Genomic DNA, 24,685 nt, shown 5'->3' with positions numbered 1-24,685 from the left:
TTTCGATCATGACGAATGGTCGCTGGGCGGTGACTGTTGATGAACGGGCGCAATATGCCTCTAAGAATCTGTGGGGTGCGCGTCCCTATGGGCGTCCCTGCCCGCAGTTGGACACGTAGCCGCGCGGCTCACGCCACATTCCAGGGCGTGTCGCTTAAACCAACGGCGTCGTTGGCGGCAGGCCGAACAGGATGCGGCCGACTACTTCGTAGCGGGCGGTGTTCATCGTTACGTGCTGGGTGACTGCATGTACGTCGCGCCAGCATCGCTCGATCGGCAGCGCGGTCTGCATCGCGCTGATTCCGGCGGCGTCGTAGATGAGGTCAACGGCGCGGGCGGCTAGCTTGCCCGCAGTCACCGTCGCAAGGCGCGCGGCTGCGAGCGTGGGCAGATCGAACGGCTCGCCGGCTTCGCCTTTGCGCCAGACCTCGTTGACGCTCTGATGCAGATACGCGCGCGCCGCCTGCAGCGTGCCTTCGGCCTCGCCTAACTGAAGCTGCGCGACGGGACGCTCGCGCAGCGAGGCGAACGTGCCGAGGGGGACCTTGGAGATCGCGAGTTCCTTGAGCGCTTCGATCGCGTGACGCGCGATCCCTAATGATACCGACGCGAGCGCGCCGCCGAGTTGCACCATCAGGGGAATCTGTGCGAGCGCGCCCTTCTGCCAGGTGGGCTTGGCGTTGGGAAAATCAAAGGTGAACTTTTCAGGAATGAAGACGTTTTCGAAAACCACGTCATTGCTGCCGGTGCCGCAGAGTCCGGAGACTGACCAGGTGTCGAGAATCTTCGCTTGCTTGATCGGCATCATCCCGGCCTTGAAGCGCGGAATGCCGTTTTGGATTTGCGGTGCGCCGTCGATGAGCTCGACGCCGTTGGCCGTGAGCCAGGTCGCCTGGGCCGAGCCGCTGGCGAAGGTGGACTTGCCGGTGAAGCGATGGCCGCCGTCGCATCGCACGGCGGTATTGCCCATCGGGCTGAACGATCCGGCGACGAGTGCGCGCGGGTCGGAGAAGATTTCCTCGAATGCATCGCGCGCGACGAAGCCTGCAATCGCAGGGCCGCCCGAGCCTATCGCGAAGTTCCATCCGGCGGCGCCGTCGAAGCTCGCGACCTCCTCAATCACTTCGTTCTGCTCGGGAATCGTCAGCCCGAAGCCGTGCAGTTCTTTCGGTAAGAGAGCGCGGAACAAGCGCGAATCGTGAAACGCGTCGACGATTGCTGGCGCGAGTTGGCCGAGCCGCTCGGACTCGGCGGCGTGTCCCGTGATGGTCGGGCCAAGCTGTCGAACGCGATCGATACAGTCTGCAAGTTGACGCGCGGATTGATTCATTGCTGTCTCCGGCTGCCTGTGCTCGGCAGGCTAACGTCTGATCGCCTTATATGCGCGCGTGACTAGCGAATCCACTTGGCGAAGCGAATACGGGTAGAGTCAATCTTGACCGGTCCACTGCAACGGTCCTAGGCTGGGCCGAGGCGGCGATGCCGACAGAGTTACCGTCCATAATCCCGCTCTTCCCGTTACCGAACCTGGTTCTCTTTCCGGGAGTCAGCGTTCCATTGCGAATCTTTGAGCCGCGCTATCGCGAGATGGTAGCCGAAGTGTCGGCGTCGCACGGGATCATCGGGATGGCGCTACTCAAGGGCGACTGGCAGGAGCAGTACTACGGCCAACCTGACATCTTCGAAGTCGGATGCGCCGGCAAGATCAGCGACCTCGTCAAGCTACCCGACGGCCGCTATAACATCGTGCTCGACGGTATCGATGAGTTCCGCTTGCGGCGCGAGATTCGCGAACGTTCGTATCGCCAAGCCGAGATCGAGTGGAATTCGGCAACACCAGCCGAACGCGAATGTGACGACGAGACGATCGAGGGTCTGCGCGAGGTGCTGTTCAGCTATCTCGGCGAGCCAGCGCTGGAAGCGTGGAAGACCATGGTCGAGGAGCGGCGGCTGCGCGGCGCGGACCTTGTGAACTTCCTGTGCTTCCATCTCGACGTGACCCCGATCGAAAAGCAGACACTGCTCGAAGCTACACGCAACCGCGCCGACTGCCTGATCGATGTTTTGACGTTCCGGCTTGAAGAGCGCCGCCGGGGCGGATCCTCTGGTCCCGGGTCGGATACGGTGCAGTAGCCAGGCGGCATCGAAGCCGATTGCATGCATCCCAATCGATGCGATGGCGTCAATCGGGTGACACCGCGTCGAAATGTGGACCGCACCTGAGGCAACATCGCCTCAGATCCGTTACGATTAGAGACGCCGAAGTACCTTCGCAAATTGCGTATACGTTTGCGAAATCCTAATGATTTCCGCGATTCGCACTGAAAAGCGGAACTAATTTTGTGTTTGATTGATGTGATCATTCGATTGCGCGTGCTCGATGGTGCTGAATTGGGCAGCGGTATGAATATTGCTTGAGCTACTGGCGTCTAAGTTCAGAACCCGGCGGCTCATGAGAGCAGCACTTCGATTAACAGCCGGGTCAGTGGGAAGGCACACGACAATGGAATGGGAAAACAGCGCATTGGGGAATCTCTTTGTTCCGGACGTTCTGACGCCCGAGCAGTTCTATGACAGCCGGCGCGACGATAGCTCGATCCGCCCCGTCAAAAAGCTGATGATGGCGATTCTCGAGGACGCGCTGCGATGCTTCCAGAATAACGCCGACGCGAAGACTGGCGCCCGCAAGCGCCTGTTCAATGAGGCCGAGCAGTGGCTGTGCGGCGAGGGCGGCGAAGGCCCGTTCTCGTTCGAGGTGGTTTGCGAAACGCTCGGCATCGAGCCTGGGTTCCTGCGCAAGGGTCTGCGCGAATGGCGCAGCCAGCAGCTGGCCGGCGTGTCGACGCGCCGTCTCGCGCGCCGTTCACCGGTGGTCCGCAGTGGGCGTATCAGCGCCCCGGCGCATCGCGAAGCGAAGCGCGCCGCGCGCGCAAACTAAGCTCGCATCTACGTAGAAGTAAGGAAGGCGCGGCGCTCATTGGGCGCCGCGCTTCTTTTTCGCTGGTACGACCGTCGCGATCGTCGAAGCTTCGCCGCAGAAAATCAGACAACCACCAAGCCACCAAGGGAAGTAAGATCCCTTGGCTTTGTGCCCTCGGGTCTTTGCGGTGAGTCTTTTGTGCTCGCCACAAATGAACAAAAGCGGCGCGGCGCTTCCATGAGCGCTGCGCCGCTTCGTTTTCCCCCGAGCCGGCGCCGGTCACGCGATGTGCGCGACCGATTGTTCGATCAGAACCTTATTGCGCAGGTGACGGCGCAGCATTGGGTCCAGGCGCGTTAGACGCCTTGACAGCCGCCGCCGCAGTCGATCCCGGAGGTGCGGCAGGCACGTAGCCCTTGGGCTGATGCGCTACCCAGTCCTCGCAAGCAGGGATGTCGGACGCTTCGGTCAGCGACTCCTGCTCCATGATCTGCTGATCGGTCCAGCCCTTCTTCTTCAGATAGTGAACTCCCGGACACTTGACCGCGAGATTGAAATTTCTGGCCGCGGCGGGCTGAGCCTCAGCCATCCCTCCGCCTGCTGCCCCGCTGCTTGCGCCTCCCCCCTGACTGGCGCATCCGGCAACCAGCAATGCCAGCCCTGTGGCCAGCGCAAATCCTATTGTGCGTTTCATGGCATCCTCCTTCAGTCTTGGACCCCTCCGCTATCTAACAAGTCACCGCCGCGCAGGTCAAAGCAGCGCCAAAATACACCGATTCAAAGAATTAGCAAACCCCCTGTAATCTCGGCATAATCCAAGGGTTGTTCATAAGGCCTGATAAACAATTCGCGCCTCATGTTCCATTTTTTTAGCACGGCCTTCCAAATAGGCAAGTTCCAGATGGGCCAACGTCTCGAACGTCGCCGCCATTACATGGAAGATCGGGCGCTCCTCGCCAAAAATCTGATGCGCGACTTCAAAAGCTGTTTGAGGTTTTTTGCGCGTCAGATCGAGCATCTCCTCTTCGCGATAGCGATGATGCTCGATGAGCTGATTCGCGCGATGCCGATGGTCATGGTAGACGCCACCATGGGCAGGTAGCACCAGCTCGACATCGAATTTCTGCACTTTCTTTTGCGAGTTGATGAAATCGCCAAGCGGATTCATCCCGCTGCTATCAGGGTAGATTCCGACGTGAGGAGTTATCTTGGGTAGCAGATGATCACCTACGATCATCACTTTCTCGCGCCGCAGATAGATCACGTTGTGACCAGGTGAATGACCCGGTGTCCAGATCACTTCGAACTCGCGATCGCCGACCTTGATCACATCGCCGTCGCCTATGAAACGATCCGGCGTCACGACGGGATCGTACATCGAGGTGCCCATCCACGCCGGGCGCATCCCGGTCGGATTGAACTGCTCGATCGGAAAGCCGTGGCTCGTAAAGAACGCGCGCGATTCGGGCCGCTCGGCGTGCCCACCCATTGAGCCGAACGCAATCATGCGGTTTGCACGCTCCGCCTCAAGCGCGTGCAGATGCACAATCGCGCGGCTCCTGCGCCGCAGCTCGCCGGATGCGCCGAAGTGATCAATGTGATGATGCGTGCCGATGATCACCGTGAGATCCTCGGCCTTCATCCCGACCTGGTCGAACGCCTCTTCGAGCGTCGCCACGCTTTCGGGCGAATTCATCCCCGTGTCAACAAGCGCCCACCCGCCGTGACAATCGACCAGGTAGACGTTGATGATCGTGGGCCGCATCGGCAGCGGCAGGAAGATTTCGTAGATTCCCGGGTGAACCTCAACGACTTTGGACGCCATCGCTCAACACTCCGATTCGGTTTCGCTGGACCCAAAGATCCTCGCGCTCCGCATCGATCGCGGCCTTAAGCCGCGAGCAGGCGGAAGTAGCGTGACGCGCGGTGCGGCGCGCTCACTCGTGCAACTCGTCCTTGACCAGGAAGGTGGCCTTGATTCTGACCTTCCAGCGCACGACCTTGTTGTTTTCCACAGCCGCCGCGATGTCCTCGACGTGCACGCTGTGGATGCCTGAAATCGTCACCCCGGCGCGCGTCACCGCGAGCTGAACGGCATCTTCAACCGAGTTGGCCGAGATTCCGGTAAGCTCGAGCGTCTTTTCCACCATAGCCGCTGCTCTCCTGCGGGCGCATCTGCATGCCAATCGCGCCCTGCGAACGTGCTTAGCCTACCCCTCAAGTTCAGACAAGGCGACCTCTTTTGCTCTCACCGCGTGCTCAATGGTGGCAAAGTAGTGCGTGCGGGCGAACGGGACGAGGCCGACGATGCCGCACATGAATGGCGCATATGGGCCGATCCTGCGCAGCAACGGCGGCAGAGGATGAATCGGACGGGCGGTTATCCGGGCACCGGGAAAGAACTGCCGGAGCTGGCGCAGGTTCACCCCGCGGGCGTCTTTCTCGCCTGGCGGGTGATACCGATAGTCACACCAGAGAATCACGCCGTTATGCTTGAGCACGCGCATGGCCTCGCGCGCGATTCCGCGGCATACGTCGTCATTGAGGATCATGCAGAAGACCGAAAACAATATCACGACATCGAAGCTGCGATCGGGATGGCGCAGTTGCAGAGCGCTGCCGCAATCGATTCTCACGCCCGGGGCGCAGAGCCGGCGCGCTGCGTCGACGCGCTCCTTGACAAGGTCGACTCCGCATAGATTCTGAGGCTGTGCGCCCCAATTTATCAGTTGCCGCGTCCAGTCTCCGCTGCCGCAACCGATATCGAGTGCGGTTAGAGTTTCCATATTTGCATGGCCGGTTCGTCCGAGTGCCGCCAGTATCGCGCGTTCGAGTTCCTGAATCCGGTAGACGTAGCCTGGATTGAACCAGATTTTCTCGTACGCGTAATGCTTCGAGCGAACGACTGCACGCACACGTGATTGAATCAGCTCTTCTTCACGCTCCGCCCCTTCTACATTCATCGCCCTCTGCCCCCTGCTCGATTCGCGTTCGGTTGCGATTTCCTTCCGTCATCTAATTCTAGCTTCTCTGGCCGAACCAATCAGAAAAACGCGCCAAGCGGCGACTATTTATACTTGTCCTGGACAAGCATTTTCGGAAAATGCAGGCCTTCAGCGGGCAAACCGTGAAAAGCTCTTAGGCACCAGGGCACTAAGCGAAGCGGCGCGACGCCGCTTCGGCGGATCTTCCTTAGTGTCCTTTGTGCCTTTGTGGCGATCTTTTTCCCTTCTGCTTTCCAGTCCGCGGATCGTGGTTACATTCGTTAGCAAGGAGTGGTGTAGGTCAGATGCCTCGAAGCATTCGTCTCGTTTCGAACAATGATTTCAACACGGCGGCGCGGACATCGATTTCCGATGATCGCGAAGCTCTTTTACTCGACGCTTACTCGCACGCAGTCACAGGCGCGGCCGATGCGGTCAGCCCCGCGGTCGTATATATCGAGGTGCGCCACGGTCAGGATGCAAATGGCGGTAGTGGATCGGGTTTTGTGTTCACTCCCGATGGATACATTCTGACAAATAGTCACGTCGTGCACGGCGCGACGCGAATCAACGTGACGCTCGCAGATGGGCGGCGCGTGACGGCCGAGCCAGTGGGCGACGATCCCGATACGGACCTCGCCGTAATCAGGATCGGTGCGCCGGGTCTCTCGGCGGCGTTGCTTGGCGATTCGCAGGCGATTCGCGTGGGCCAGCTTGCGATCGCGATCGGCAATCCGTACGGCTTCCAGTACACGGTGACCGCAGGTGTCGTGAGCGCACTTGGACGATCGCTGCGCACGAACAGCGGGCGGCTGGTTGACAACGTGATACAAACCGACGCGGCGCTGAACCCCGGCAACTCCGGCGGTCCGCTCGTGAACTCGCGCGGCGACGTGATCGGCGTCAACACGGCGATCATCCTGCCGGCGCAGGGAATCTGCTTTGCGATCGCGATCAACACGGCGAAGCTCGTCGCGGGCCATCTGATCAAGGACGGCAAGATCAGCCGCGGCTATATCGGAATCGCGGGCCACAACGTCGTGCTGCCGCGCCGGATGGTGCGCTTCTATCGTTTCGCCAAGGACAGCGCCGTGCGAATCGCGGGCGTCGAAGCCAACAGCCCCGCGCAGCAAGCCGGAATCCATGAAGGCGACGTGATGGTCGAGTTCGACGGCACCGCAATCGCGGGAATCGACGACCTGCAGCGTGTGCTGACGGCGGAGAAGATCGGCGCAAAGATTCCGATCACGCTGATTCGCGGTACTGAGAAGGTGAGCCTTGAAATAACGCCGGCCGAGGCTCCGCGTCGTCAATGATCGGCGGGCAGGCGGAAGAATTGGATCGCTGAGGCGCGAAGCGAGGCGGCGCAGCGCCGCCTCGTAGAAATTCTATTGCTTTGGGTTCTTAGTGTCTTCGTGGTGATCTTTTTCTGCTTCTGATCTTTGCCCGCCTCAGGCGATTTTCAGGATGCTCTCAGGATGCTGGACGTTGGGATCTACGCCGGGCGCCATTTCATATAGTACTGACTTGTCCACGACGAGTTGGCCGTCGTCGCCGACGTAAATCTTGAACCGATCCATTGGGCGCGGCGCGGGGCCTTCGAAATTCAGCCCGCTGATGTAGTAGCCCGAACCGTGGCACGGGCACTTGAACTTCTGCTCCGCCTTGAGCCATCGCGGCGTGCATCCGAGATGCGTGCACTTGGCGAAGATCGCGTAGAAACCCGCCTTGGTGCGGATAATCCAGGTACGATAGTCCTGCTTATACTTCTCGCTGACTTCGCCTACTACGTAATCGTCGGGATAACCGGCCTTGAATTTCGAAGGCGGCAGGAACAGCACGCGCGGGAACGCCGAGCGCAGCGCGGCTAGCAATCCGACGAGCGAGAATACGCCGAATCCCGCCCATCCCAGCCTGCCCAGGAAGTCGCGACGGCTCCACAGGGAGCCGATTTCGGCCTTTTCACGGTCGCGCTTGGAGCGCTCGCGAGCCTGTTCGGCCTCGCGCCACTTTTTGAGCTCTTCGGGGTCGGTCGGAATCTGAGGTTTGGGTGCAGCAGCCATCTAAACCGAAATCCTCCCATCTGGCGACGAACCACTTCAATCGCCCTCATCGAATTGGACGGATGTGATTAGAGAAAATTCTATGACGGAAAAGGGTGGATGATTCAAGGCAAATCGATGCACCGCGGTATTTTGCCGTGATGCATCGAAGAGAAAATTGCCGCTCGATGCGGCTTAATGAAGTGCTGGCTGACTCGAGGGAGGAGCTATCGGCTGTTCAACCGGAGCCTGGACTACGCCGTAGCGCGGACGCGCCGTGGGCGCACCGGAGACCGGAGCGGGAATCGGGCTCGAGCTCTCGGCTGTGAGCGAATTATCCGGGATGTATGCGATCGGCGGCGGCGGTCCGTTCTCGTCGGCATCCGCCGGCTTGTAAATGAACGATAGCGGACCCTTGGTGGCGCTCCACTTCAGCGGCCGCGCGATACCCCACTCTACCGCCCATCCGATTGGATAGAGCACGTAGCTCGCAATCGCGAGCGGCTGGGAATCTTCGTCGGTGTAGTCGTCAGGGTGCTGCCGGTCCTCGACGAAGCTCTGCGCATGAGCGAATTGCGGCGCCAGCAGAAACAACGCCGCGGCAATAACCATCGCTGCTCGCTTCATGAGCTCACTCTTTCCGATCCGCGCCGACTAAGTCAACCGCCGAAACGTATCGGGGGCGTAGGGATCGGATACGTTCTTGCCTTGTTCGGCGCACGCGCGCAATTCTGATTGCGATGGCATCACGATTCCGCTGCTCGAAGATGACGGCTGGTGCGATCCTGACCGCCGCCACGGCCCTGCTTTTGTTCGCAATTTCCAGTGCGATCGCGGCAAGCGTTTCGCCCGCAGGCGCGATCGTTTACGTCGGCACCGACTCCAACATCTACTATTGCGACGGCAACTGCGGCGAGCCGCAATGCATAACCTGCAAAGGCGAAGGCGCTCACGTGATGCGCCAGCGCGAGACCGGCATCTTGCGCGCCGCGTTCGATCTCGCCCAAGCCGAGCATCCCGAGGAATCGCACACCGAATACGGATGGCCGACGTTCTCGCCCGATGGCAAACAGATCGCCTACTCGTCAATCGATGAGAAGCCCGACGGCTCGACCTATGCCGTCTGGGTCTATGACATCGCCAAGCATCAGGCGACGCAGATCTTCGAGAGCCGCAGTCAGCGAATCGTGTACGTCGATTGGCTGAGCGACGGACGCCATCTCTCATTCCTCCTCGGCGAGCCGCAAGGGCTAAGCCTCATCCTCGCGGAAGTGAAGGAAGGCGCGCCGGTACGGATCGTCACGACCGGGATGCCACTTTATTTCGATTGGAGTCCGGACGCTGACCAGGTCGCGGTACATACCGTCGGCCTCAACTCGGATCGCACCGAACAGGTATCGCTGATTTCGGTAACGCCCAGCAGCCAGAGGGTCGTCAAGGTCTTGTCGAGCGGACGCACGCCCTTCAAGACGCCGTGCTGGTCGCCCGACCATAAGCGCTTCGCGTACATCGCGAATTATCACGCCGAGGCGAACCTGCTCATCGCCGACGCCGACGGCAAGAATGCGCGCTCAATCGTGAGCCTGCCGGTGGGCGAGAACAGTTTCATCTGGTCGCCCGACTCTGCACATATCGCCTACTCGACGGCGATCACGACCGACGAGCCGGTCTATCATGGGATTCGTGTGGTCGATATCGCGAACGCAACGTCGAAACTCATCACCAAGGACGATGTCGCGGCGTTTTTCTTCGCGCCCGACGGTAAAACGATCGCCTATATCGGCGTGCCGGCCGAGAAGCCCTATTACACCTGGGGCGTCGTCAGCACCGACGGTAGTAAAAGCCGCAAGCTGATGAACTTCCTGTCGACGCCTGACGAATCGACCGCCTATCGGTTTTTCGATCAGCTCGCAGTGTCGCACTCGATCTGGGCGCCCGATTCCTCGGCTTTCGTCTATGCCGGCGTGCCGCTCGCCGGCGAGGCGGGACCGGCAACCGGAATCGCGCCGCCGCCGATGGTCTGGGTCGTGCCAGTCGACGGGGCCAAGCCGCGCGCGATCGAGCAGGGCGTGCTGGCCTTCTACGCGCCGACTGCGCCGAAGTAGTGCCGCGGCGCTATCTTGAGCGGCCCGCGACTCGCGCCCTCACGCCCACCGGTGGCTTCCTCAAGGGCATCGCATTTTCGCTGAACCCGTACGTTGGATGCGCCTTCGGCGACGCGGGCGGATGCCCTTACTGCTACGTCAGGATGCTACCCGTTGCGCGCTCTGAGCGGGGGCCGTGGGGCTCATGGGTGATTGCGAAGTCGAACCTGGCCGAGCGCCTCGAGCGCGAGCTGATAGCTCTGGAAGCGGCGGCGCGCGCATCGCAGACAACCATCTTCATGTCGAGCGCGACCGATCCCTACCAGGGCTTCGAGCGCAAGCTCGGTCTCACGCGCGCGGCGCTCGAGGTCATCGCGCGGCATCCGATACGGCGGCTTCTGCTACAGACGCGCAGCCCCGTCATCGAGCGCGACATCGACCTGATCGCGAGCATGGGCGAGCGCGTGATCGTATCGATCACGTTGGAGACCGATGACGACACGGTGCGCCGCGCGCTAACTCCGACCTCGCCAGGAGTTGCGCGCAGAGTCCGCACGGCAAAAATGTTCCGCGAGCGCGGCGTGCTCATGCAGCTCGCGATCGCGCCGATGATGCCGAATCACGCCGAACGCTTCGCCGAGATCGCCGCAGGATGCGCCGACCGCGTGATAATCGACACCTACTTCGACGGCGACGGCTCAAAGGGCCGCCGCTCCCGCGCGCTCGGGATCGGAGAGCTGTACAAGAAGCTCGGCTACGAAGGATGGTTCCACCCCGGGGCCGAGCAGGAATTGATCGCCGCAATGAAATCCCGTCTCGGCGAAGACCGCGTCCTGTTCAGCAAAGAAGGCTTCACCGCCGTCTGACAATATCGAAACCGATCTCTGAAAATCCCTCCCCCCTGACCAGGGGAGCCGGCGGCGGTATCGCTGCGCCGGGTGAGGGTTGGCTGAATTTCTGTTCTGCCGATGCATTTCCAAGATCCAGAATGCCCTCACTCTCGCCCTCTTCCTGGTCAGGGAGAGGGGATCAGAAAGTCAGCAGAATAGAATTGGCGCCTGTATAGCGAGCGCTATCGCGATCCGGCTATCGTCATCACTCGATGGCTCGACTTCGGAAAGCGGCGCGGATTTGGGCTCGCCCTAAATCGCAGGAACTCGCGCAGAGCGTGATGGTTGCGGACGACCGGCCCGTGTTCACGATCAATCCGCCGGCGATTTTCGGCCGCCGCGCGCCGCTCGAAATCGAGATCGGCGCCGGCAAGGGCGAGTTCATTATCGAGCGCGCGCGAACGCTGCCCGATCGCGATTTCCTCGCGGTCGAACTCTCCGCGACAATCGTCAAAGTGCTGGCCGTTCGATGCGGCCGGGCCGAGCTCGGTAACCTGCGCGTGGCGCGGATGGACGCGCGCACGCTCGTCAACCTAATGCTCGCGGACGACAGCGTCGCCGCCTACCACGTCTATTTCCCCGATCCGTGGCCCAAGGAGCGGCACTTAAAACACAGATTGTTCACGCCGCGTTTCAGCGCCGGATTGTTTCGCACCCTCGAGCCTGGCGCCGCGGCCTATGTCGCGACCGACGTACGCGAGCGCGCAATCGAGATCTTTCCGCTGATGGAAGGTGCGGGGTTCCTGCGCGCGGCCGAAGTGCCGCCGGGCGCCAGCGAGACCGGCTTCGCCCGTAAATATATCGCGGCCGGGAAGCCTCTCCACGCAGCGGCTTTCCGAAAGCCGCGCGAAAATTAAAGACGCTATAACATCGGCCAGCATGGTTCGGCTGTCGATTTCAAGAGAGCATAGGCTTGCGATGCTAACCTGCGTTGAATAACCTTTTTGCGGCTACGGAATGAAGCGAGTCTTAGCGATAGTGACGGCGTTGGCATTGCTGTCAGCGGCGGGGTGTAGCCTGCGCAAGAAGCCAACCGGCGAGGACTATTACGCCCAAGGCCAGGCCAACTTCCAAGACCACGAATACAAGGCCGCCGTCGAGAACTACCAGAAGCTGATCGACGAGTACCCTTTCAGCCCTTATGAAGAGGACGCCGAGCTGAAGATCGGCCTCGCCTCCTACCAGGAAAAGGAATACGCCGAGGCCATCGCCGCCCTGGACGACTTCCAGCGGATGCATCCGACCAGCAAGAAGCTCGACCTCGTCACCTACTACATCGCGATGAGCTACTACGACCAGATCGGTCGCGAGGACCAGGACCAGAGCAAGACCGAGGCGGCGCTTAAGCGCTTCGAGGAAATCGAGCAGCGCTTTCCCGAGGGCAGCTTTGACGAGCTCGCCCGCGAGCACGTCGCGGTGTGCCGCGAGATGCTGGCGCGGCACGACATGGTGGTGGGCAGTTTCTATTACAAGCGCGCCAACTTCCGCGCCGCCGAATCCCGCTTCGCCGAGCTGATGCAGAAATATCCCGACACCCCGGTTGCGCCCGACGCGCTATGGGATCTCGGCGTCGCGCTGGAAAAGGAAGGCAAAAAATATTCTGCCGCGCAGGCCTTCGCCGCGCTCGAAAAGCATTATCCGCATACGCCGTATGGACCGAAGGCGCGCGTCGAAATGCGCAAGCTCCATCAGGCGATCGATACCGAAGAAGATCCGCTGCCGATGGTGCTGGCGGAGACCGGGTATCCGACCACGCAGACCGATGGCAGCGACGGCGTCACGGTTCGCCAGCGGAGTTCCGACCTCGCCTCGAGCGGCGGCAGCAATTCCACGCTGTACGGCGAGGATGGACTGCCGATCCTGACTGCCTCGAACGACAAGCATGGCGGCACTGCGACCGACGCCGGCGGATCGCTCGGCGGCGCAGGCAGCGCGGGGTTGCCCTCCGGCACGTCTGCTCCAGCCTCAGGTGGTGTCGCGTCGGCGCTGGCGGCGTCAGGCACCGCCGCGGCGGGTGGATCGACCCAGGCACCGTCACCGGCCGGCGTCGCATCTAAGATCGCGTCCGCAGCGCTGCCCTCGTTCTCGCCGCCGCCGGCACCGGCGCGCGCCACATCTTCAGGTGAAGAGTTCGGCGCTGCGTTTCAGCAGCAGCAACCGCAGCCGCCGCCATCGGCGCCGAGCGGATCCGCACCGATGGTTCCCGGCGCAGATATGATGGCGCTCAACACTGCCAACACCGCGCCGCCGCCGAGCGAATCGTTACCGACCCAGGTCACGCCGCCGCCAGCGGAAACCGCCGATTCATCGGCACCGCCCAGCTACGGTTCAGGCCTCGGTCATTCGTCAATGCAGCCCGCGAGTCCGATTCAGAGTGACACTGCGCCTGGTTCGATGAGCGCGCTCGCCAACGCGCCCGCGCCCGAGACCGGTGCGGCGACGTTGAAAAAGATCCGGCTGTCGTCGAACGATCCGCCGCTGACGGTAATCTTCGATCTCACTGGCCCCGTGAGCTTCGAGAAGAGCATGGAGCAGAACAGCGACGGCACGATCGTGACCGTCGTGCTCAAGGACGTAAAGCCCGACGCCAGTATCGCAAGCCATGTGGCCTTCAACCGCTCGATCTTCAAAGACTGCGATATCACCAGGGACTCCGATAGGACGACGATCACGCTGAACATGCAGCCGATCATCAGCTACTCAGTCGTGCCCCTCCAGGAGCCCGCGCGCCTGCTCGTGACCTTCACGCCGCAGAATCCGCCCGGCTCGGAGAAAACCAGCGCCAACAACTAAGCGCGGCCTCGTCCTCACGTGCAGACCAATCGAACGTTGCTGGCGGTAGGAATCGGCGAGATCCTTCTCGGGGTATTCCTTATCGGAGGTCGATATCGGAATCCGCTGCCGATCGGCGCGACGATTCTTTTTCTCTCACTGGCTCTTGTTTCGGGAATCGGATGCGGGATGCGCTACGCGCGCGGTGAATGGGGCATGGTCAGGATCGTGCGCTTCGGAATCCTGTGGCCAATAGTCACGGCAATTCTCGTCGGCGTGTCACTTGCCGCGGTCGTGCACTACAGCGATATCCAGCCGACGATAATGCTCGCCGCGATCATGTCGGAAATCGTGTTCATCACGGGCGTGCTCTCGCGCACCCGCGCGACGGCCGCCGGCTAGCAGAACACGTCGTCGAATTTGATCCCGACGAAGTTCAACACCACTTCCGTATAGACCTTGAGTCCCCACTGAAAGCCGTCGATCGGAATCCGCTCGTCGTTGCCGTGAAATAGCGAGCCGAATGGAACGTGGCGCTCGAGTTTGACCGGCGAGAATCCGTAACACGCCGCGCCGAGCAGCGAATAGAACTTGTTGTCGGTCGCTCCCGGGATCATCCACGGGATTGCGCGCGAGCCTGGATCGTTGGCCTCGACACGCTCGCGAATTAAATCGAAAAGCGGAGTGTTGGCGCTGGTCTCGACCGGTGGCGCGGTGCGGAGCAGCTCGAACGTCGGCTCGGGGCCGACGATCGCGCGCAGCTCGGCCATGAAGCTCTCCGGATCCTCGCCCGGCAGCGTGCGCCCGTCGAGCACGAGCGTCGCTTCGCCTGGAATCACGTTGTCCTTGTAGCCGGAGTTGAGAATCGTCGGCGAGACCGTGTTGGAGAGCATTGGGGCGAAGAGCGCGCCCGCGGCTTCGATCTGAAGCCCCATTTCCTTGAGCGCATTGCGCACCACCGGATTGACCTTCTGCCGCATCGGCGTTTTCGTGATCTTCGTGATCAGCTCCGCCATCCGCGAGATCGCCGTGTCGCGCCGCGGCATCGAGCCGTGTCCCGGCGGCGCCGTGACTTTCATCTTCACCGTGACGAAACCCTTCTCCGCCACCTGGATCGGATAAAAGCGGCGCGGCCCGACGTGCACGGTGAAGCCGCCCACCTCGTTGAGCACGAACGCGGCGCGCACGAGGTCCGGATAACGCTCGACGAGAAACTTGGCGCCGTCCTCGGAGCCCGCTTCCTCGTCGGCGACGGCGGCGAGAATCAGATCGCGGTCGGGCGCGACGCCCGCGCGCTTGAGCGCGATCATGAGCATCAAGTCCATCGCACCCTTGGACTTCATGTCGATCGAGCCGCGGCCCCATAGGCAGCCGTCGGCGATTTCGCCGCTGAACGGCTCGCGTGTCCATCCTGAGCGCTCGACCGGAACAACGTCGGTATGCGAGGAGAGCATCAGCGCGCCTTTGGTCGAATCGCGTCCAGCGATCTTTGTCACGAGGTTGGCGCGGGTCGGCGCGCCCTCGCGAATGACGCATTCAATACCGTCGCGGCCGAGCACGCCTGCGATGTAATCGACGGCGATCCGCTCGTTGCCGGGAGGGTTGGTGGTATCGAGGCGGACGAGCGCGCGGAGCTTGTCGAGCGCTTCATCCTGGAAAGTCTGCCATGAGGTCTTCATCGAAACCGGCCTTCAATCGAAGTTAAATTGGCGTCGATTATCATGGCAGGCGCGCAAACCGAATGACACTTCGCGCACGGTGGCGTCGCCGATCAAGTGCGGATAGGCTCTGGAAGCCATGTCATCCGCGATGCAAATAGTCGCCGTCGAACGCGTGCTTGTCGCGGTAGCGAATCTCGATGAAGCAAGATCGAACTGGTCGCGCGCCGGCTTCGCGATCGCATCGGGCAGCTTCAGCGACGGCGGCCTCGAATTCGCGCGGATGGCCACGGGAGCGGTCGAGATCGATCTGGTCGGCCTTTTACCCGGAGAGCGAACAAGCGCGCTCGCCGAGCCAGTCGCGGCCCGAATCGAAAACGGCGGCGGGATCATCGGCTGGATCTGGGGTCTCGGCGAACCGGCATCCGAGAGTGCGCAGCGCGTCACGATCGTTCCCGGCTCGCGCGAGAGCGGCGAGATTGCCGACCTCGTGCCGAGTGCATTGCCCGGAGTGTTCACGGCGGCGCTCGAGATCGATGGCGATCTCGAGGCGAGGCGCGCACGCCTCGCGACGAAGTGCGGCTCGAATCCGAACACGGTCGACTATCTCGAGCACATCGTCGTGATGACGCCGGATCTCGAACACGCGATCTCCCAGAGCGCGGCGATCGGCGTTCCATGTAAGCGCATCCGCGAACTCGGCAACGGCACGCGGCAGGCGTTTTTCAAGCTCGAACAGACTGTGCTGGAAGTCGTCGGCCCGTCGCGCGGCGAGCCCGGATGCTGGGGCCTCGCGCTCATGTGCTCGGACATTCACACGGCCGTCGCACACGCGCGCAATTCCGGTTTGCAGGCGACCGAACCGAAGGCCGCGATCCAGGGCGGCCTCATCGCGCGAATCATCGAGCCGCTCGACGGCGTCGCCATCGCCTTCATGCAGTCCGGCCCGCGCCGCGATACCTAAGCTACCTGCCCTTGAATTCGGGCGGGCGCTTGCTCATGAACGCCTGCAACCCTTCCTGGAAATCGCCGGAGCGAAAGAGCGTCAGCAACTGCATCAGCACATGATGCGAGTGCGATTCGAAGTCCTGGCTGAGGCCGTGGCGGTAAAGCCGCTTGATCGCGCGCACCGCGAGCGGAGCATTGGCCGCGATCTTCGCCGCCCACGTTTCGGATTCCTTCATGAGATCGTCGTGCGGGACCACCTTGTTGGCGAGGCCGAATTCGAGCGCCCGCTCGGGCGTGATGTCGTCGGCGATAAATCCGATCTCGCACGCCTTGGACCATCCGACCAGACGCGGCAGGTACCACGTGCCGCCGCTCTCGGGCACGATGCCGCGCTTGGCGAACGCCGGCACGAGCTTGGCGCGATCGCTCATGATTCTCAGGTCGCATCCGAGCGCCATGTCGAAGCCGTAGCCTGCCGCCGGTCCGTTGATCGCGCAGATAACGGGAACGTCGATTCGGTTGAGCGTGATCGTCGGCAGGTCGCGCGTGCTGACGTGCGAGGCGCCGCCTGAAAGCCCCGCGCCGATTCCTTTGCCGGCGGCGGTGTCCTTGAGATCGAGGCCGCTGCAGAACCCGCGCCCCTCGCCGGTCAGGATAATCGCGCGAACTTCCTTGTCGTCGTCATACTCGCGAAGCCGGTCGTTGAGCGCGGAAAGCATCTCGACGCTGATCGCGTTCATGCGATCGGGCCGGTTGAGCTTGATGATTCCGATGTGATCGTGTTTTTCGGCGAGCAAGTCTGCCACGTGCGGCGTTCCTCCGAGGAGCGATGGTTTCAACCTAGCGCATCGCGCTCAGGCTGACGAATACCCCTTAAAGCAAGGCGTTCGTCGCAGCGCATCATGGGTTATCGCTGCGTAAGCAACACTTCTGATCCAAATCGCGAACGCAGCTAGACTTGGAGCTTGCAAGAAGAGCGCTTCCGAGCAGATGGAAGCAGAAGCGTTGCGGCAAGAGGAACAGCTCATCCCGGCGCGCGTGCGCGAGATCGTTGGGGGCGCAAGCAGACCGCATAGGAAAAGATCTGGTTCAATCCCGGCTACATCTATCGAATCCAGGAGCTGGGGCGCGCGGTTCTCTCTGCGCTCAAGCGCCGGAAGCGCAGCGTGACTGGAAGGCAATCCGCGTCGCGATCGCGCGATGCGCCGAACTATACGGGCTCCTCGATGCGCACCTGGCCGGCCGGATATCGACAGGCCCGCGCTTGCCAGCGTCGAGCAATGGTACCTGCAACTGTCGTCGCGTGCCGCGTATCGCGAGCTCGTGATGATCCCGTTCGAGGACTTGCGCGGACGCCTCGCCTTCTGAGCCATCATGGCGCCACTGAGAACTGCCAGTTGTACTTCTTGCCACTGGCGGTCATCTCGACATTGTAGCTGGCTCCCGGTTTGAGCGGCTGCCGTGGAATCACGACGACTGTGCCGAAGGCATTGAGCGACGCGCGGGCGGCAGCCTGGATGGCGGGGTCGGGGTTGGTGTAGGTGCTCGAATCGAAGCCGCAGGCCTCGACCTCGTCGCCCGAGTCGGCCTCTTTCAGCGAGTAGTTGTCGAGTTTGATCGCGATGAAATTGCCGAGTTGGAGCGTGATCGGCACGCCCGTAGGCTTTTGGTAATCGGGGCAACTGCTGAGCGGATTCGGCACTTCCATCGTGAACCACTTGAGCGCGAGCGTGGCGCCGTCGGGCGGAAACGCGACCGGGATCTTATACATCGTCGTCGCGGCGGCGTGCTCGACGTCGGTCTGCGCATTCATCGCGGCAACGCACATCTGATTCTCGCACTGCTGTGCGTAGCCGACTCGCTCGAGGCGCGGGCTCAGCAGCGGCAGGCGATGAAACGCGCCGGTGATCCAGTCATCGATCGCCCACGTTTCCATATGTTGCTTATAGCTGCCTCTCCACCACATGAAGTCAACATCGCTATGCTGTGCGGCGTAAAGGCCGTCCGCCGAGTAGCCCGGTTTGTCGCTCGATTCCTGGTGCATCTCGAGGCCCGGCATGATGCCGTGCATGATGTCGTCAGCATAGTTGGTGAAAAGATACGCCACGTGCTTCGCGTCGGCTGTAGCAAGCGAGTCATCCTCGCCCGCGGGCGCGAGCTTGGCCATATCGCGATACGAATTGAGCCGCTGGAGCCATTCCGGCGCAGGCGCCGCCGCGGCTGAATAAACCGGGACCGAGCTATTACCGGCCGATGCCGACGGCGCCGCGCTGCTCGCGGTCTTCGCTTCGAGCGATTGCCTGATCGCCACCGTCGCAGTGTGAATCGGCCGCGGGCCGAGGAAGTAGCGCGCCGCGGCGAAGCCCACGGCGAACATCGCGAGGAGCGCGATCGCGAGCATTGGCCGCGTGCGTCTGCGCGCGATCGTTGCACCGGTCAGAAACGCAAAGCGCATCGCGCCGAAGCGAACTTCGTCGCCGGGCTTTAGAATCGCCGCGCCTTTGATGCGTTTGCCGTTGACGATCGTGCCGTTGGTCGAATCGAGATCGGTGAGCGTGAAGCGCCCGAGCCGCCGCGCGATCGTCGCGTGATTGCGCGACACGGTCGTATCGTCGAGAACGATGTCGTTGCTGCGATGGCTGCCGACTTTCAAGAGCGGCTTGTCGAGCGGATACTCCGCGCCGCCGCCGATCGCCACCAGCCGGCCTTTGACCTCCCCCGTCGCGCTATCGCCGCGCGCAGCCTCAGGCTGCGAAGCCATCGCGTGTGCCCATTTTCATCGTGATCGGTCTGATTTGAATAACGCCGCTTGCAACGCGCAGGTTACACATCGAGGCGCGATCACTCGAAGCTGCCGAGGTTCCAGAATTTTCCAATGTTGTGACGCGCGCGCTCGAGCATCCGATCGGCGCGCTCTCCCCCTTCTTCGACCGCGATCGGCTCGTCCGCGAAATGGCCCAATTCTTCAAGCACAGCCTTGCCCGAGTTGGTCAGCCCCTCGATGTCGTAGCCGCCTTCGAGCGCGGCCGCGAACTTGCCGCCGCACAACTCAGCGGCGAGCCGCTTCACCCGCCGCGTCATCTTGAGGAACCCGTCTTCAGTCACCTGCATCGAGGCGAGAGGATCGCGATAGTGCGCGTCGAAGCCCGATGAAATCAGGATGAACTCCGGCTTGAACTGGCGCGCGATCGGCACCAGGAAGCGGTCGAACACGCGCATGTATTCGGCGTCGCCCCACTCCGCCGCCATCGGCGCGTTGACGTTGAAGCCAAGGCCCGCGCCGTAGCCCATCTCCTGCAGCGAGCCGGTGCCGGGATAGTGCGGATACTGATGCGTCGAAAAATAGAGCACCTCATCGGACTCATAGAAGATGTCCTGGGTACCGTTACCGTGATGCACGTCCCAATCGACGATCATCACGCGCCGGAGCTTGCGCGTGCGCACCAGCCATTCGGCGGCAACCGCGACGTTGTTGAAAAAGCAGAAGCCCATCGCGCGATTCGGCAGCGCATGATGCCCCGGCGGCCGCACCATCGCGAACGCGTTGTCGGCCGCGCCATCCATTACCGCCTCGACTGCCGTGACAACGCCGCCCGCCGCGAGCATTGCGGTCGCATACGAATCGCGGCACGTATGGGTATCGGGATCGAAGTCGTAGCGCTCGACCTTCGCGGTCTGCTCCATCTGCTCGATGTAGTCCGGGAAGTGGCACATGGCGATTTCTTCGGTCGTCGCGGCGCGCGGGGAAATGAATTTCAAATCGGGCCGATGGATCGTCTCGGCCATCTCGATCATCGCTTCCAGCCGCTGCGGTCGTTCTGGATGGGCCCGGCCGGCAAAATGCTTGAGGTAGGCCTTGTCGGTTACAACCGCGGTCTTGAGCATCGTTGACTCCGGGCGCTGGTGTTATGATGATTTGCGAACCTGAGCGGAACGATTCGCGCGTCCATGAAGGCTGACTCTATCAAAACGTGGACGGGCGAATCAGCCGGGATGTTATGGAAATAATCGTGCTGCTGGCGATTGCGTTGATCGTGCTCGGGCCCGAGCGCATGCCCGAGATGGTGCGCGCGGCGGCCAAGGTCCTGCGCGAGTTGCGCTCTGCCAGCAACATGGTGATGCGCGAGCTGAGCGAGGGTCTCGATGACGACCTGACCACGATGCGTCCGGCGCGCCGCGTCGAACCCGAGCCGCCAAAACCCGTCGAACCGCCCACCGAAAAAACATAGCCGCTTCGCACAGATCGTGGCCAGCGAGCATAGCAATACTCCAGTCGTGGTCGAGGAAAGCTCGTCCGAGGCGCGGATGCCCCTGGTGGAGCATCTGACCGAGCTCCGCACGCGGCTGATCTGGTCGTTCGTGGCGATCGGCGTTGGCTTCGCCGTCGCGTACCTCTTCGCCGACAATTTGTTTTCGGCGCTGACGTGGCCGATCCGCGATGTATCGCATGGCAAGGTGCTGCTGATCGGCACGGGCGTCGCCGAGGCATTCTTCACAAAAATCAAGGTTGCGCTGATCGCCGGACTGTTCATCGCGAGCCCGGCGGTGTTCTACGAAATCTGGAAATTCGTCGCGCCCGGGCTCTACGAGAAAGAACGCAAGCTGGCGCGACCGTTTGTCATCTTCGCGTCGTTGTTCTTTGCGCTGGGCGGATACTTCTGTTGGGCCGTCGTCTTCAAGATCGGCTACGCATTTTTCCTGAGCCAGTACGCGAGTATCGGAATCACCCCGACGATTCGTATCAGCGAATACCTGGCGTTTTCGTCCAAGCTCCTGCTCTCGTTCGCGATCACCTTCGAGATGCCGATCTTTGCCTTCTTCTTCACGAAACTCGGCCTGATTGATTACACGATGATGATTCGCTACTTCCGCTACGCAGTGCTGGCGATCTTCGTCGTCGCCGCGGCGATTGCGCCGCCGGACATGATCTCGATGTTCCTGCTAGCGATTCCGCTGCTGCTGCTCTATGGCCTCAGTATCGGAGTGGCGTATTTCTTCAAGGCCGAGGCACCCGCACCGAAGTCCGTGCCGGCGGCGCCGGAGGGTACCGAAACGGTCTGAGGCGAGCGGCATCTTAGGCGAAGCATCTGGGGCCGGGAGGGTCCCGGGAAGGTTCTGCCCTATGGCTACATTGCTCGACAAACCAGTCGCATCAGGCGCGCCCGGAATCCATCCGCGATGGACGCGCAGCGCCAAGGACGTCGTATGTACGGCTTATTCATCGGTAAGCCGCGTATGGTTCACCGCCTCCAACGGCGTGTTGAACGAGATCTACTTCCCGACTATCGATCAGCCGCAAGTGCGCGACCTGCAGTTCCTCATCACCGATGGCGAGACGTTCTTCCACGAGGAACGGCGCCATCTGATTTCAAAGACCGAGTACCTGTCCGAGGCCGGGCTCGGTGTGCGTATCCAAAGCCACGATCCCAACGAGCGCTACAGTATCGTCAAGGAAGTTCTCGCCGATCCGCATCAACCATCGGTCATCATGCGTGTCACGCTCGAGGGCGATCCCGATCTGCTCGCGAAGCTGCACATGTACGCGATTCTCGCGCCGCATCTCGAGGTCGGCGGCGCCAACAACAACGGCAATGTCACGCAGATCGTTGGCCACGAATTTTTGACCGCTCACAAGGCCGACGCGTGGTTGGCTTTCGGCGCGTCGGCACCTTTTGCTAAGCGCTCATGTGGCTACGTCGGCACGACTGACGGATGGCAGGACATCAGACACAATCTGGGGCTCAGCCACGAGTTCGCCGCCGCGCTTGACGGTAATATTGCGCTCACCGGCGAGATCGATTTGCGCCGCGGCTATACCTTCAAGCTCGGCATCGGTTTCGGCCGCACGCTCCATCGTGCGGTTACTACACTTTTTCAGTCACTCGGCACGCCCTTCGAGGAGCATCACACGCGCTTTCTCGAGCAATGGGACCGCGCCTCGCGCCATATGCATCCGCTGGAGAAGTGGGCCGGCGATGGCGGCTCGCTTTATCGCCGCTCGCGCGAGCTGCTGCTCGCTCACGAGGACAAGAACTATCCAGGCGCGATGATTGCCTCACTCAGCATCCCGTGGGGCGAAGCAAAGGGCGACGAGGATCTCGGCGGATACCATCTGGTGTGGACGCGAGATCTCGTCAACAGCGCGACCGGACTAATCGCCTCGGGCGACACTGCCACTGCTTTACGGGCGTTAATCTACCTCGCATGCTCGCAGCGGCCCGACGGCGGCTTCCCGCAGAACTTCTGGATCGACGGCGAGCCGTACTGGAACGGTATCCAGCTCGACGAAGTTGCCTTTCCAATCATGCTTGCCTGGCGGCTCAACCGCCTCAACGCCCTCAAGGATTTCGATCCCTATCCTCTGGTCCGCTCGGCCGCGGCGTATCTCATCATGCACGGCCCCGCAACGCCGCAGGAACGCTGGGAAGAGAACAGCGGCTACTCGCCCTCGACGCTCGCCAGCAACATCGCGGGATTGATCTGCGCTGCGGCCTTCGCACGCGAGCGCGGCGACGAGCTGACGGGCCGCTTCCTCGAGGAATACGCTGACTTCCTCGAATCGCACATCGAGCAGTGGACTGTTACCAACCACGGAAAGATCGTCCCCGGCATCACGCGCCACTATGTGCGTATCAATCCGATTTCCGCCGACGATCCGAATCCCGACGAGACGCTCGACGGCAAGATGGTCCATATTCAGAATCGCCCACCCGGCTCGCAGGCGGATTTCCCCGTCGAGGAAGTCGTTGATGGTGGATTCCTGGAGCTCGTACGCTATGGGATTCGCAACGCCAACGATCCGCTGATGACAGATTCCGTGCACGTGATCGATGCCGCAATCCGCACCGATCTGCCCCAGGGTCCATGCTGGCGGCGCTACACGCACGACGGCTACGGGCAGCACGATGACGGCGGTCCTTTCACCGGATGGGGCCGCGGGCGGCCGTGGCCGCTGCTCACCGGCGAGCGCGGGCATTACGAGCTCGCGGCGGGCCGCGACATTATGCCGTATCTGCTTGCGATGGAGGCCTTCGCCAACTCGACCCAGCTATTGCCCGAGCAGGTATGGGACGGCGACGACATCCCACGTGCGCTGCTATATCGTGGACGCCAAACCGGCGCCGCCATGCCGCTGATGTGGGCGCATGCGGAGTACATCAAGCTTCTCAGGTCGCGCGCCGACGGCGGCGTGTTCGATCTGATTCCGGAAGTCTCGCGCCGTTACCTGGAAAGCCGCGCTCCGCGCCGCCCGTTCGAGGTCTGGAAGCATAATCGCCGCGCGCGCTCGATTCCGGCGGGCGGCCTGCTGCGCATCCAGGCGCTTGAGCCCTTCACGTTTCACTGGAGCAGTGACAACTGGTCAACAACGCACGATAGCTTCGCGATTTCGACACCGATCGGAATCGAGTACGTCGATATCGAAGTGCCGAGTGGCGGCACGAGCGCCATCGTGTTCACCTTCAGATACGCGAACGGCGATCGCTGGGAAGGCGTGAACTTCACCGTGAACGTGACTTAGCCCTGGCCGATGTTCCGAATCTGAAAGCGGCCGTCGAGCGATTCAAGCAGCGCTTCAATCTCCCCGCGGCTTTCAGGCGCAAAATAGATCCGCAGGTGATGGCGCCGCGGATCTTCCGTGCGCATCGTCGCGAGGTTGTCGTACGACTCGACGATCGATTTGAAGAGCACGATCTCCTCCGGCGGAATCGCAATCAGCATGCTGTCGAACGCGTGAGGCACCGGCGTCATTTCGATTGCGTCATCATTCGCGGCACGGCGTAGAATGTTGGTAGAAACCTGCCCGGCTGCACTGTCGCTGGGTAGGAGGGCACTGGCGATGGCTGCAAATAATCTTCAATTTCTCCTGTTCACCCAAAGACCGACGTACGTAATTCAGTGCCTTCAATATGACATTGCGGCGCAGGGAAAATCCCCGGACGAGGCGCTGAGATCTCTAGTTTCGCTGTTCCGGGCTCAAAAATCCTACGACGAGCGAGAGGGGCAAACTCCTTTCTCAACCTTGGAGAGCACGCCGCCAGAATTTTGGGCCGTCTTCGAAAAAAGCTGGAAACTCGAAATTTCGCTCGATCTGCCTCCATACCTGAGCGCACGCCCGAGTTGCGGCTCGCTCCCTATCCGCTTGCTGCCTGACGCCTCGCTTGAATCAGCCCGATCCGCCATAGCCTAATTTCGCGGAGTCGGCGATTCTCGTAAGCCAATTCAACTGCGTCGTCGAACCGCCCATTCCAAATCTCGTCTATATCGCCAAGCCAGTCACGTTCATCTCGCGCATGGTAGCAATCAGTGGTGAAAAATTCTGTACGCGTCGGGACGGCGTCACTGCGGCTCTCGGTGCTATCGCGGTTTACTGTTTCATCACGGCCACT

26 protein-coding genes are annotated in these 24,685 nt (G+C 61.6%); 14 read left to right on the top strand and 12 right to left on the bottom strand.

Features of this window, described 5'->3' with window-relative positions; translation table 11 throughout:
* Nucleotides 1-154 precede the first annotated feature (154 nt).
* Nucleotides 155-1,330: an acyl-CoA dehydrogenase family protein gene (locus VMA09_10190; GenBank protein ID HUA33963.1), complete on the bottom strand. Its 1,176-nt coding sequence runs from the start codon at nt 1,328-1,330 to the stop codon at nt 155-157.
* Between the two features lie 149 nt (nt 1,331-1,479).
* Here VMA09_10190 and VMA09_10185 point away from each other — a divergent pair, with 149 nt between their 5' ends.
* Both VMA09_10185 and VMA09_10180 read left to right on the top strand, forming a co-directional pair.
* Nucleotides 1,480-2,133, top strand: a complete 654-nt coding sequence (locus tag VMA09_10185; protein ID HUA33962.1) for an LON peptidase substrate-binding domain-containing protein — start codon at nt 1,480-1,482, stop codon at nt 2,131-2,133.
* A 370-nt stretch (nt 2,134-2,503) separates the two neighbouring features.
* Nucleotides 2,504-2,938: a hypothetical protein gene (locus tag VMA09_10180; protein HUA33961.1), complete on the top strand. Its 435-nt coding sequence runs from the start codon at nt 2,504-2,506 to the stop codon at nt 2,936-2,938.
* Nucleotides 2,939-3,236: 298 nt separating this feature from the next.
* Here the strand turns inward: VMA09_10180 and VMA09_10175 are convergent, their stop codons facing one another.
* The 4 genes from VMA09_10175 to VMA09_10160 form a co-directional block, all read right to left on the bottom strand.
* On the bottom strand, nt 3,237-3,614 hold the full coding sequence (locus VMA09_10175) for a hypothetical protein (protein ID HUA33960.1): 378 nt from the start codon (nt 3,612-3,614) through the stop codon (nt 3,237-3,239).
* Between the two features lie 132 nt (nt 3,615-3,746).
* Nucleotides 3,747-4,745, bottom strand: a complete 999-nt coding sequence (locus VMA09_10170; GenBank protein HUA33959.1) for an MBL fold metallo-hydrolase — start codon at nt 4,743-4,745, stop codon at nt 3,747-3,749.
* Nucleotides 4,746-4,857: 112 nt separating this feature from the next.
* The gene (locus tag VMA09_10165) at nt 4,858-5,070 is read right to left on the bottom strand and encodes a dodecin family protein (protein HUA33958.1); all 213 of its coding nucleotides are present in this window, start codon (nt 5,068-5,070) and stop codon (nt 4,858-4,860) included.
* A 60-nt stretch (nt 5,071-5,130) separates the two neighbouring features.
* On the bottom strand, nt 5,131-5,883 hold the full coding sequence (locus VMA09_10160; GenBank protein ID HUA33957.1) for a class I SAM-dependent methyltransferase: 753 nt from the start codon (nt 5,881-5,883) through the stop codon (nt 5,131-5,133).
* 326 nt (nt 5,884-6,209) lie between these two features.
* On the opposite strand from VMA09_10160, the gene VMA09_10155 reads away from it, so the two are divergent.
* Nucleotides 6,210-7,220: a trypsin-like peptidase domain-containing protein gene (locus tag VMA09_10155; GenBank protein HUA33956.1), complete on the top strand. Its 1,011-nt coding sequence runs from the start codon at nt 6,210-6,212 to the stop codon at nt 7,218-7,220.
* Nucleotides 7,221-7,355: 135 nt separating this feature from the next.
* Here VMA09_10155 and VMA09_10150 read toward each other — a convergent pair whose 3' ends face one another.
* Together VMA09_10150 and VMA09_10145 are read right to left on the bottom strand one after the other, a co-directional pair.
* Nucleotides 7,356-7,967, bottom strand: coding sequence for a Rieske 2Fe-2S domain-containing protein (locus VMA09_10150; protein HUA33955.1), 612 nt, complete (start codon nt 7,965-7,967; stop codon nt 7,356-7,358).
* Between the two features lie 174 nt (nt 7,968-8,141).
* Nucleotides 8,142-8,573, bottom strand: coding sequence for a hypothetical protein (locus tag VMA09_10145; protein HUA33954.1), 432 nt, complete (start codon nt 8,571-8,573; stop codon nt 8,142-8,144).
* A 113-nt stretch (nt 8,574-8,686) separates the two neighbouring features.
* On the opposite strand from VMA09_10145, the gene VMA09_10140 reads away from it, so the two are divergent.
* The 5 genes from VMA09_10140 to VMA09_10120 all read left to right on the top strand — a co-directional run bounded on the left by VMA09_10140 (nt 8,687) and on the right by VMA09_10120 (nt 14,094).
* On the top strand, nt 8,687-10,051 hold the full coding sequence (locus VMA09_10140; GenBank protein ID HUA33953.1) for a hypothetical protein: 1,365 nt from the start codon (nt 8,687-8,689) through the stop codon (nt 10,049-10,051).
* Nucleotides 10,051-10,896: a radical SAM protein gene (locus tag VMA09_10135; GenBank protein ID HUA33952.1), complete on the top strand. Its 846-nt coding sequence runs from the start codon at nt 10,051-10,053 to the stop codon at nt 10,894-10,896. Before VMA09_10140 ends, VMA09_10135 begins: the two co-directional genes overlap by 1 nt.
* Before the next feature lie 236 nt (nt 10,897-11,132).
* On the top strand, nt 11,133-11,777 hold the full coding sequence (locus VMA09_10130; GenBank protein ID HUA33951.1) for a hypothetical protein: 645 nt from the start codon (nt 11,133-11,135) through the stop codon (nt 11,775-11,777).
* Nucleotides 11,778-11,877: 100 nt separating this feature from the next.
* Nucleotides 11,878-13,713, top strand: coding sequence for an outer membrane protein assembly factor BamD (bamD, locus tag VMA09_10125; GenBank protein ID HUA33950.1), 1,836 nt, complete (start codon nt 11,878-11,880; stop codon nt 13,711-13,713).
* A gap of 18 nt (nt 13,714-13,731) precedes the next feature.
* On the top strand, nt 13,732-14,094 hold the full coding sequence (locus tag VMA09_10120; GenBank protein ID HUA33949.1) for a hypothetical protein: 363 nt from the start codon (nt 13,732-13,734) through the stop codon (nt 14,092-14,094).
* On the opposite strand, the gene VMA09_10115 is transcribed toward VMA09_10120, so the two are convergent.
* Nucleotides 14,091-15,371 carry a M20/M25/M40 family metallo-hydrolase gene (locus VMA09_10115; GenBank protein ID HUA33948.1) on the bottom strand — a complete coding sequence of 427 codons (1,281 nt, stop codon included), beginning with the start codon at nt 15,369-15,371 and terminating at the stop codon, nt 14,091-14,093. The genes VMA09_10120 and VMA09_10115 overlap by 4 nt on opposite strands.
* Before the next feature lie 118 nt (nt 15,372-15,489).
* Here VMA09_10115 and VMA09_10110 point away from each other — a divergent pair, with 118 nt between their 5' ends.
* Nucleotides 15,490-16,314: a hypothetical protein gene (locus tag VMA09_10110; protein HUA33947.1), complete on the top strand. Its 825-nt coding sequence runs from the start codon at nt 15,490-15,492 to the stop codon at nt 16,312-16,314.
* A 1-nt stretch (nt 16,315) separates the two neighbouring features.
* Here the strand turns inward: VMA09_10110 and VMA09_10105 are convergent, their stop codons facing one another.
* Nucleotides 16,316-17,104 (bottom strand): enoyl-CoA hydratase-related protein, encoded by a 789-nt coding sequence (locus tag VMA09_10105; protein ID HUA33946.1) that lies wholly within the window; start codon nt 17,102-17,104, stop codon nt 16,316-16,318.
* Between the two features lie 394 nt (nt 17,105-17,498).
* Between VMA09_10105 and VMA09_10100 the strand changes: the two genes are divergently transcribed.
* Nucleotides 17,499-17,666 (top strand): hypothetical protein, encoded by a 168-nt coding sequence (locus VMA09_10100; protein HUA33945.1) that lies wholly within the window; start codon nt 17,499-17,501, stop codon nt 17,664-17,666.
* A 4-nt stretch (nt 17,667-17,670) separates the two neighbouring features.
* On the opposite strand, the gene VMA09_10095 is transcribed toward VMA09_10100, so the two are convergent.
* Both VMA09_10095 and VMA09_10090 read right to left on the bottom strand, forming a co-directional pair.
* Nucleotides 17,671-19,059: an FHA domain-containing protein gene (locus VMA09_10095; GenBank protein ID HUA33944.1), complete on the bottom strand. Its 1,389-nt coding sequence runs from the start codon at nt 19,057-19,059 to the stop codon at nt 17,671-17,673.
* Nucleotides 19,060-19,139: 80 nt separating this feature from the next.
* On the bottom strand, nt 19,140-20,183 hold the full coding sequence (locus VMA09_10090) for a histone deacetylase (protein ID HUA33943.1): 1,044 nt from the start codon (nt 20,181-20,183) through the stop codon (nt 19,140-19,142).
* 113 nt (nt 20,184-20,296) lie between these two features.
* Here VMA09_10090 and VMA09_10085 point away from each other — a divergent pair, with 113 nt between their 5' ends.
* From VMA09_10085 to VMA09_10075, 3 genes are all read left to right on the top strand, one after another.
* Nucleotides 20,297-20,527: a twin-arginine translocase TatA/TatE family subunit gene (locus tag VMA09_10085; protein HUA33942.1), complete on the top strand. Its 231-nt coding sequence runs from the start codon at nt 20,297-20,299 to the stop codon at nt 20,525-20,527.
* Nucleotides 20,528-20,543: 16 nt separating this feature from the next.
* Nucleotides 20,544-21,359, top strand: a complete 816-nt coding sequence (gene tatC, locus VMA09_10080) for a twin-arginine translocase subunit TatC (GenBank protein HUA33941.1) — start codon at nt 20,544-20,546, stop codon at nt 21,357-21,359.
* Between the two features lie 61 nt (nt 21,360-21,420).
* Nucleotides 21,421-23,817 (top strand): glycoside hydrolase family 15 protein, encoded by a 2,397-nt coding sequence (locus tag VMA09_10075; GenBank protein ID HUA33940.1) that lies wholly within the window; start codon nt 21,421-21,423, stop codon nt 23,815-23,817.
* Here VMA09_10075 and VMA09_10070 read toward each other — a convergent pair.
* Complete coding sequence (locus tag VMA09_10070; protein HUA33939.1) at nt 23,814-24,047, bottom strand: DUF4911 domain-containing protein; 234 nt, start codon at nt 24,045-24,047, stop codon at nt 23,814-23,816. The genes VMA09_10075 and VMA09_10070 overlap by 4 nt on opposite strands.
* 88 nt (nt 24,048-24,135) lie before the next feature.
* Here VMA09_10070 and VMA09_10065 point away from each other — a divergent pair, with 88 nt between their 5' ends.
* Nucleotides 24,136-24,486: a hypothetical protein gene (locus VMA09_10065; protein ID HUA33938.1), complete on the top strand. Its 351-nt coding sequence runs from the start codon at nt 24,136-24,138 to the stop codon at nt 24,484-24,486.
* Nucleotides 24,487-24,685: the final 199 nt, after the last annotated feature.

Source organism: Candidatus Binataceae bacterium, from assembly GCA_035508495.1.
Classification (GTDB): domain Bacteria; phylum Desulfobacterota; class Binatia; order Binatales; family Binataceae; genus JASHPB01.
This window is presented reverse-complemented; position numbering and strand designations above follow the sequence as displayed.